Origin of the sequence: Photobacterium sp. WH77 (assembly GCF_022014395.1) — a bacterium.
GTDB classification, from domain to species: domain Bacteria; phylum Pseudomonadota; class Gammaproteobacteria; order Enterobacterales; family Vibrionaceae; genus Photobacterium; species Photobacterium arenosum.
On the sequence record NZ_JAKLTE010000033.1, the window covers coordinates 23,536 to 32,270 of the forward strand.

General features: G+C 44.7%; 7 protein-coding genes. 4 read left to right on the top strand and 3 right to left on the bottom strand.

Annotated features, from left to right (window positions below; genetic code table 11):
• Window position 1 precedes the first annotated feature (1 nt).
• On the bottom strand, window positions 2-1,429 hold the full coding sequence (gene ccoN, locus L6J37_RS20545; RefSeq protein WP_192017109.1) for a cytochrome-c oxidase, cbb3-type subunit I: 1,428 nt from the start codon (window positions 1,427-1,429) through the stop codon (window positions 2-4).
• A 780-nt stretch (window positions 1,430-2,209) separates the two neighbouring features.
• Complete coding sequence (locus tag L6J37_RS20550; RefSeq protein WP_192017108.1) at window positions 2,210-2,899, bottom strand: SDR family oxidoreductase; 690 nt, start codon at window positions 2,897-2,899, stop codon at window positions 2,210-2,212.
• A gap of 152 nt (window positions 2,900-3,051) precedes the next feature.
• Here L6J37_RS20550 and L6J37_RS20555 point away from each other — a divergent pair, with 152 nt between their 5' ends.
• From L6J37_RS20555 to L6J37_RS20570, 4 genes are all read left to right on the top strand, one after another.
• A complete protein-coding gene (locus L6J37_RS20555; RefSeq protein ID WP_192017107.1) occupies window positions 3,052-4,224 on the top strand; it encodes an FIST signal transduction protein in 1,173 nt (390 codons plus the stop codon).
• 5 nt (window positions 4,225-4,229) lie between these two features.
• Window positions 4,230-6,314: an ATP-binding protein gene (locus L6J37_RS20560; protein ID WP_237796432.1), complete on the top strand. Its 2,085-nt coding sequence runs from the start codon at window positions 4,230-4,232 to the stop codon at window positions 6,312-6,314.
• A gap of 354 nt (window positions 6,315-6,668) precedes the next feature.
• Window positions 6,669-6,962, top strand: a complete 294-nt coding sequence (locus tag L6J37_RS20565) for a hypothetical protein (RefSeq protein WP_237796433.1) — start codon at window positions 6,669-6,671, stop codon at window positions 6,960-6,962.
• Window positions 6,963-7,616: 654 nt separating this feature from the next.
• Window positions 7,617-8,018: a response regulator gene (locus tag L6J37_RS20570; RefSeq protein ID WP_237796434.1), complete on the top strand. Its 402-nt coding sequence runs from the start codon at window positions 7,617-7,619 to the stop codon at window positions 8,016-8,018.
• Between the two features lie 104 nt (window positions 8,019-8,122).
• On the opposite strand, the gene L6J37_RS20575 is transcribed toward L6J37_RS20570, so the two are convergent.
• The coding region (locus L6J37_RS20575; protein ID WP_237796435.1) for an IS256 family transposase at window positions 8,123-8,735 on the bottom strand (613 nt) is incomplete at its 5' end.

Consider the following 8,735-nt stretch of genomic DNA (forward strand, 5'->3'; position numbering starts at 1 on the left):
CTTATGCTGGTTGCTCTATGGCTTTCAAGCTGTCTTTCGGTGCGGCAATAGTTCTGTAAGCGTTGTAAGCCATCAGGAACATGCCGGTTACGAAGATAAGACCACCACAGAAACGCACGAAGTAGAACGGATAAGACGCTTGCAGAGCTTCAACAAAGCTGTAGGTCAGGGTACCGTCGGTATTCACCGCGCGCCACATCAGACCTTGCATCACACCAGAAATCCACATAGCTACGATGTACAGAACCGTACCAATAGTAGCCAGCCAGAAATGCACGTTTACCAGTTTGATAGAGTACATACGCTCTTGGCCGAACAGTTTTGGAATCAGGTGATATACCGAACCGATAGAAACCATGGCAACCCAGCCTAACGCACCTGAGTGAACGTGGCCGATTGTCCAATCGGTATAGTGAGACAGGGCATTGACTGTCTTAATTGCCATCATCGGACCTTCGAAAGTAGACATGCCGTAGAACGACAGTGACACTACCAGGAAGCGCAGAATCGGGTCATAACGCAGTTTATGCCAGGCGCCGGACAGCGTCATGATACCGTTGATCATGCCGCCCCAGGATGGCGCAAACAGTACCAGAGACATCACCATGCCCAGCGACTGAGTCCAGTCAGGCAATGCGGTGTAGTGCAGGTGGTGCGGGCCAGCCCAGATATACAGAGAAATCAGTGCCCAAAAGTGCACGATAGACAAACGGTAGGAATAAACAGGACGACCGGCTTGTTTCGGGACGAAGTAGTACATCATACCCAGGAAGCCAGCAGTAAGAAGGAAACCTACGGCGTTGTGCCCATACCACCACTGAACCATGGCATCGACTGCACCAGAGTAAACAGAATACGACTTCGTCATTGAGACCGGAATCGCCATGCTGTTCACAATGTGAAGAACGGCTACCGTCAAAATGAATGCACCGAAGAACCAGTTTGCCACATAAATGTGGGAGGTCTTTCGTTTAATCATCGTTCCGAAGAACACGACAGCATAGGAGACCCAGACAACGGCAATCAGTATATCGATTGGCCATTCCAGTTCAGCGTATTCTTTGCTGGATGTATACCCCATCGGCAGCGTAATAACTGCTGATAGAATCACGGCTTGCCAGCCCCAGAAGGTGAACGACGCTAACTTGCCACCAAACAACGTGGTTTGACAGGTACGCTGAACGACATAATAAGATGTCGCGAACAGTGCACTGGTACCGAAGGCGAAGATAACTGCATTAGTATGCAGCGGACGCAGACGGCTGTATGTCAACCAAGGGGTGTCAAAGTTAAGCGCCGGCCAAACCAACTGAGCGGCAATAAATACACCAACGCTCATTCCAACAATACCCCACAGTATGGTAGCTAGGGTGAATTGCCGAACGACCGTATAGTTGTAGTTTTGATCAAGCTGCTTTTCTTGGCTCATGTTGCATGCTTCCACTAAAAAATTTCAACTACACTCTTGTTTCTTTGCGAACAACTTCATTTCGCAATGCCACCCAAAGCTTAGACAAATCCTGTGTTGTTTTTATAAACAATTCGACACGGAAATTGCTATTTTGTTGTAAAAGTGGCATTTTCAGCACGCATGATACTTGAGATAAGAAATGATTGACAGTGTGAAGGGTGGGCTCATGCCGCGGCTCACTATTTTTATGCAAAAAGTTTGAACTATGTAACATGGGAAATGTATACAATCATGGCCGCACAGAAACTAACGAAAGCTCGGTTGATCCAAATTCTGCTCCTACTTGCTGTTCTGATTGCGGTATTCGTATGGAGAACAATTACATACAAATCTGACAATAAGGCAGAGGAAGCACTAAGGTCTTGCGAGGGTTCAGTAGAGGAATGCACTAACAAAGATGCAAAGTAGAAGCTGAAAGCACTCCGGGTTATCTGTTTGGAAAAAGGCAATATAGGGGTACCAGTAGCTGCTCTCTTTGTATTTAAAGGTGTCAACTTCGGCAGAGCAAGGGGACGATTTATTAATTTGGTATCTGGAGTATATGTTAGCACTCAAGCTATTGAAATGTGAGTTATTTTAATGCTTTAACACCATGTTGCTCTGATAAGTCAAACTTGCAAGTACCAGATAAGGATTCAGAACATTATTTTTCATGTGAAAATAATTAAAGTTCATTAAAAACAATCGCATAGAACATAACTCTCATCTATTCACTAGGTTGAATCTTTTCCTGTGTCGTTATGATGGTTTTTTATCCAAAACTCGGTTCGAAACGTTGAAAACCTGTCCGTTGATGTGCGAGGCTTTGTGACTCACCAGAAAACGTACCATAGCTGCCACGTCTTTGAATTGATTTACATCATTTTTTAGCACATCTGTCCGGTTAAGAATGTATCGGGCAGCATGGACAGTAACATCAGGTGATAAGCTATTGGCCAAAGCTTCAGTCAGTCCAACCAGGCCTTGGCTGCATACGGCGAGTAACTCGCTGTTAATGGCAGATTCATGAGGGGTAGGGACAACATGAACAATAGCCCCCTTTGTTGTTTTCAGAAGAGGCAGGCATTGTCTGGCGGTGAACAAGGTTGCTGTTAACTGGTGGTGAAGTGCCTGGTTCCAATCAAATAAATCCATTTCAGTGAAGGGGATGCCCACATCCGGAAGTGATACCGATGGGTTAATAACAAGTGCATCAAGTCGGCCGAATTGAGATTCAATCTCCCGGGCGGCTGCGGCAACGTCTGATTCCTTACTGCAATCTGTATTGCGAAACCGGACTCGTGGATCTTCTGCAACCAAATCATAACCTGCATTTTCGTCATTGCTCAGTGACATGACAATAGACTGAGTTGCAGCAAGCTCTTTACAGATATGTTTGCCTAACTCTGTTGTTCCTTCTGTGACAATGATTACTGGTTGCTTTGTCATACCCAAATCTTCTTTGTCGAATAGTTAAATACTAATAACGGTAAATCGCACACAGACTTAAGAGTTTTTTTTATAAAAATTCAATACTCTGCTGATCCTCAAATTGAAACTGTCTATTATGGTGAAGATACACACCCAGTCGTGAACACTACATGGAAATTGTTACCAGTTACTCAACGATAGAAACGACAGCAGCAGCAGTAGATGAAGCTGTCAGTCAACTCAAAGCCAGATTAGTGCGTCCCAGCCTGTTGTTGGTGTACTTTTCAGGGCATGACAATGCGCAAGTTATCCGAGAGCGGCTTGTTGCGGAATTCCCTGACACTCAAATTTTAGGCTGTTCATCATGCCAGGGTATCCTGACAGAAGAGGGGTATTTCCCTGATCGGGTGATCGGTTTATGGGCTGTTTTTGATTTCAATGGCGCGTATGGCTCTGCTTTAGTGTCTACCCATCAACTTCCTCACCAAATGGCGAAACAGGCATTGCTGAAGGCCATTCAAAATACCGGACGCTCAGGGGAACTACCTTCACTTGTTTTGCTGCACGCAAGTCCTGGCGCTGAAGAGGAGGTGATACAGGCCATATCTCAAGAGTTTGGCACACCAGTGCCTATTATTGGTGGGAGCGCCGCGGATGCAGGGGTTTTGGGGGAATGGCAACTTTTCACTCAAGATCATTTAGCTTCTGAAGGCGTTGCTGTGAGTGTCTTTTATCCAACATGCGACTTAAGTTTTTCTTTTCACTCAGGTTACGCAAAAACTGAACAATACGCAGTGGCGACTAAGGTTGAGGGAAGGGAACTCATAGAACTTGATCACCGGCCAGCAAAAGAGGTCTATGAAGAATGGATTAAACAACCTTTAGAGTATGGTCAAAGCATAATGTCTCTCTCTGCTTTACATCCGATTGGTCGTATTGCAGGCACTTTACATGATTTACCCTATTTTAAGCTCGCTCATCCCAATTCTGTTACTGCGCGTGGTGGAATCACATTGTTTGCTTCTATAAAGGAAGGAGAGAAACTCTACCTGATGACAGGGACGGAAGATAACCTGGTCAACCGGACCGGTCGCGCAGTGGATGGATTGCTTCATGATAGCCATCAGCAGATCGAGGCTATTGGTGGAATAAGTATTTATTGTGCTGGCTGTATGCTCCAGGTGAAATCAAAAATGGGTATGGTTGCAGAGAAAATGCAGCAATCTATGCTCAACGCGCCGTTTATTTCTCCGTTTACTTTTGGAGAACAAGGCCAGTTCCTTGGTGGTGAGAATGAGCATGGTAATTTAATGATTTCTAACGTTTTGTTTTACCGGGAATGATGAGCATGCCAGGCAGAGAAACAGAAACCCTACAGGAAACATTGCTTGCGTTACTCAGAAGCCAGGAAAGGGAGAAACAGCTCAGAGATGAGTACTCTGCTATTTTAGCGGGTATGTCAGCGATGGCTGGCGCTAATAGCAAGCGGCAAGTATTCAATAGCCTGCTTGCTGTTCTGCGCAAATATATTGGTTTCGAACACGCGCTGGTGCTGACTCGTGAAGATGAAACTTCGCATCTGGAAGAACTTGTCACCACCTGTACTAATTTCGAATCTTGCTCCTGGGAAGTCAATCAAACCTTTATCCGTGCTATCAATGGCGAAAGTATTGCACTTTTCGACCCGCTGCAAGTTGCCGAATTTCGTTATTTGCCCAAGGACCAGATCGGACTGTGTCGCTCAGTGTTGATGACGGGAGTGAAAGTCAGTTCTGGTGACGCGTTACTGCTATTTTTGCATTCTCAACCCGGCCAGTTTGGCGCTTCATGTAAAAGAGTGCTGGCACGGTTTCGCCCATTACTTGAACGCGCAATTATCGACATTGACTACAGGGAAAGATTGCAAACTCTGGTGACTGTACGAACTCAAGAGTTATTACACAATCAGCAACGATTTAAAGACTTTGCTAATACTGTTGGTGACTGGTTTTGGGAGATAGATACCGAATACAGGTTCACGTATATCTCTGCGCCAGACTTATCTAACCACGTGATAGATAAAAAAAGTTTGTTAGATCTCTTTGATGATGATAGCGATTTCCAAGCCAAGCTACGAAATAAATTGCTCAGTAATGAAGATTTTGAAGACTTGGAATGGCAGCTACCCGGTAATGAGGGTGGGGCATGGATTAGCTTCAGCGGTAGCCCGTACTTTAGCAAACACGGGGAGCTCCGGGGATATCGGGGAACAGCGAAAGACATCACCAGCAAGAAGCAACGTTTAGTCGAATTGCAGCAGGCTCGGCAACAAGCGGAATCTGCAAACGCCGCTAAATCTCAGTTTCTGGCAATGATGAGCCATGAAATTCGCACGCCTCTGAATGCAGTGCTTGGTTTGATGGATACTTTAGCTGATTCAGGACTGAATATGGAGCAGCTTAAATGGGTCAATCAAATGGAGCAGTCTGCTCAACTGCTTCTGACGATCATTAACGATATTCTGGATCTCTCTCGTATAGAATCAGGCAAGTTTGATTTATACATGGAACCCATGTCTGTCGCTGATTGTGCCACGCTGGTCGTTGAACAGCTGCGAGATCAGGCACAGAAGAAAAATATCGATTTGAATATCCGGGTTGATGAAACAGTTCCTGAAAAAACTCAAGGTGACAAGAACCGCGTGACTCAGGTTATGTTTAATCTGATTGGCAACGCTATCAAATTCACGAACAGTGGCTCAGTGAATGTTGCTGTCACAACAGCAAATAATGAGATTGTGATTACAGTTATTGATACCGGAATTGGTATCTCTGATGAAGCACAGAAAAATCTCTTTAATCCGTTTGTTCAGGCAGACGGTAGTATTACCAGAAAATATGGTGGTACCGGTTTGGGTTTGGCCATCAGCCGCCATCTTGTCGGGAAAATGCAAGGACGTATTTCACTGGTCAGCCATTTAGGCCACGGTAGCTGTTTTTCTGTGTTTTTACCGATCATCGCAGCTGCAGCTGAAATAGAAGAAGAAAAGCTACCTCAAAGAAAAATTCCTCGCCGAGCATTATCAATTTTGTTGGCGGAAGACAGTAAGACAAACCAGATGGTTGCAAAACTCATGCTGGAAAAACGAGGACATCATGTTCAAGTCGCTGACAATGGGCAAATGGCACTGGATATGATTGAAGCGTCACCCGAACAATTTGATTTAATATTAATGGATATCTCTATGCCGGTTATGGATGGTATGGAAGCAACCAGAAAGATCAGAGAAAAGCATGTTGATTTACCCATAGTTGCGCTGACGGCAAATGCCATGCACTCAGATCAGCTTGAATATCAAAAAGCGGGCATGAACGGCTTTCTAGCAAAACCGATACGTGTAGCTGAATTGGATAAATTGCTGAGCGAATATGCCGAGCTAGTCTCGCTGGTATAATTCATTCTTATCGATGAACGCATTGGCGCTTGTCGGCCTTAGGTAATTCCACCTGACATTGAAGAACCAGGCAAACTGACAATTTGCAGCAGGACTTAAATACAAGTGTGAATTACCTATTTTATGGTAAATCACCATTATGGTTAAATTGCGTGAACCTGTCTGGCGAGGCCGTCATACAGAAGGGAGCAGAGAGCCCAACGTGTAGACTCTCACACCCTTAATTTAACATAATGTACATAATGCGTACCTAATATGATAAACCAAATCTAAAATGTCTCTTTCCTGCAAAGTTAAAATTTCCAGTTGTTCTACTTCCAAACACGCTTTCTTTACCGTGTTTGGAGCCCGTGGATGCTATTAACCATGGCTGACAGTGAATTACTGAGAATCAAGCTTATCCAAGACATCTGTGACAAACGGCTCACCGGTGTTAAGGCTGCCCGCTTACGCTTACTTAAACTGAGTCCGCGCCAAGTTTATCGTTTGGTCAAACGCTTCATCGAATTAGGTTTAGGCCAGCCTGGTAATCATCGCCATGATGAGATTTTAAAGTTACAGACATTGGCTCATGAAAAACTCTCCGAGGCTCATAACATCCATGTTTCCGTGGAAACCTTACGCCGATGGTCTATGGTTTCCCTATGACAAACGCAAACCGCGAGTTTATCAACCTCGTCATCGCCTAGGTGAGCTGGTTCAAATCGACGGCTCCCACCCAATTTGGCCGGGTGCTGAAGGATCTTAATATCGAGCTGATCTGCACCAGCAGTTCGCAACAAAGGCCGCATTGAGTGTGCGAATAAAAATGTTACAGGATCACTAAATAAAGGGAATGTGTCTCAAAGTATCAATACTATTAAGAAGCCAGCTAGCTCCCCCGACTTCATCGTCATTTCAACTGCTGCTTTGTCAAAAGCTGGCACATTATACCAAGGACATACACTGGCCGGTGCGTGAATCTTCCGACGAACTGGATGATATTTTACCTGGTAGGAACTGCGCAGAGACTCGTTCTGCAGATAGCCTTATCTCTTTCATATTTATAATGATTTGAAATACAGCTAGAGCACAGAATGACAACGTCATCAATGGTTAATATCGACATTTAACCTGAGTAGCTTGTCAAATTTGTTCTCTAAACTGTATATTATTTTGTGTTTTCTTTTGGTAAAAACGATAGAAATAATAAGTTATAGTGCTCTAAGGTTATGTTCTTGAACTCTTTACTGGTATGTCAGTACATTCTTATCTAAGATCAATGAGAGCAAAAACACATAGTAATTAATTGGATGCCAGAACATGAAAAGTATTCTTATCATTGAAGACAACAAAGTGATGGCACAAATTTTAGCTCAGCTGTTAAGAAACAGCATACAGCCCCAAACATTGCTTCATGCCAGTTCCGTTAGCCAGGCTGAGGCCATATTCATGAAATCTAAACTCTTAGGCCATACATTGGATTGTGTCTTTTTAGACTTAAACCTCAACCACCCTTTGGATGGCCTTTCGTTTCTGGGCCAAATAAAGCAGGATCACCCAGACTTGCCTGTTATTGTTGTGACGGCAGAAAATGAAATGGAAACGGTGAAAAAAGTTATCTCACATAAGCCTGATGGCTATATTGTAAAACCCCTTTCGATGCAAAAGCTCAATCAATGCTTGGCTAAGATATCAAGTCTTCAGTTAGATATTGAAAAGTAACTAAGGTCTGAATTATATTTTTTTACACTTAAACAAGTTATGGTGCATTAGAGAAGCAATAATAGCCTGCTCTGAGGGTGTTCATAGTTCTGTGTCAGCATAAGTCACAGATCCACATATTGATCGACCCTGTTCGGGAAGTGGAGGCTCAACTGGGATAACGTCAGATTCCAGTTCTGTACCGGGTGCGTCCACTTCTCGGAAGCCTTCAACATCCCCGCATAGAGCAGCTTCAGCAAGCTGGTTTCGTTGGCGAAGCCACCCTTGGTTTTGGTCAGCTTGCGGAACTGACGGTGCACCGCCTCAACCGCATTGGTGGTGTAGATGGCCCGCCGGATCTGCTCGGGATACTTGAAGTATACCGACAAATTGTCCCACTTGCTGCGCCAGGATTTGATGACCAACGGGTACTGCTTACCCCATTTTGTTTCCAGTTCATCCAGCGCCTGCTCAGCAGCATTCTGTGTGGCGGCCTTGTAGACAGACTTGAGATCCGCCATAAAAGCCTTCTGGTTTTTGCTCGCAACGTACTTCATGGAGTTGCGGATTTGGTGAATGACGCAGATCTGCACCTCTGTCTCAGGGTAGATGGTTTCAATGGCTTCCGGGAAGCCTTTCAGGCCGTCTACCGAAGCGATCAGGATGTCCTTGACTCCGCGGTTCTGTAGGTCGGTCAGCACGCTGAGCCAGTAATGTGCGCCTTCATTTTCAGACAGA

Bases quoted from the DNA above. Each gene is read 5' to 3' on its own strand.
- ccoN (WP_192017109.1), bottom strand. From the start codon at position 1,429: ATGAGCCAAGAAAAGCAGCTTGATCAAAACTACAACTATACGGTCGTT.
- L6J37_RS20550 (WP_192017108.1), bottom strand. From the start codon at position 2,899: ATGACAAAGCAACCAGTAATCATTGTCACAGAAGGAACAACAGAGTTA.
- L6J37_RS20555 (WP_192017107.1), top strand. From the start codon at position 3,052: ATGGAAATTGTTACCAGTTACTCAACGATAGAAACGACAGCAGCAGCA.
- L6J37_RS20560 (WP_237796432.1), top strand. From the start codon at position 4,230: ATGCCAGGCAGAGAAACAGAAACCCTACAGGAAACATTGCTTGCGTTA.
- L6J37_RS20565 (WP_237796433.1), top strand. From the start codon at position 6,669: ATGCTATTAACCATGGCTGACAGTGAATTACTGAGAATCAAGCTTATC.
- L6J37_RS20570 (WP_237796434.1), top strand. From the start codon at position 7,617: ATGAAAAGTATTCTTATCATTGAAGACAACAAAGTGATGGCACAAATT.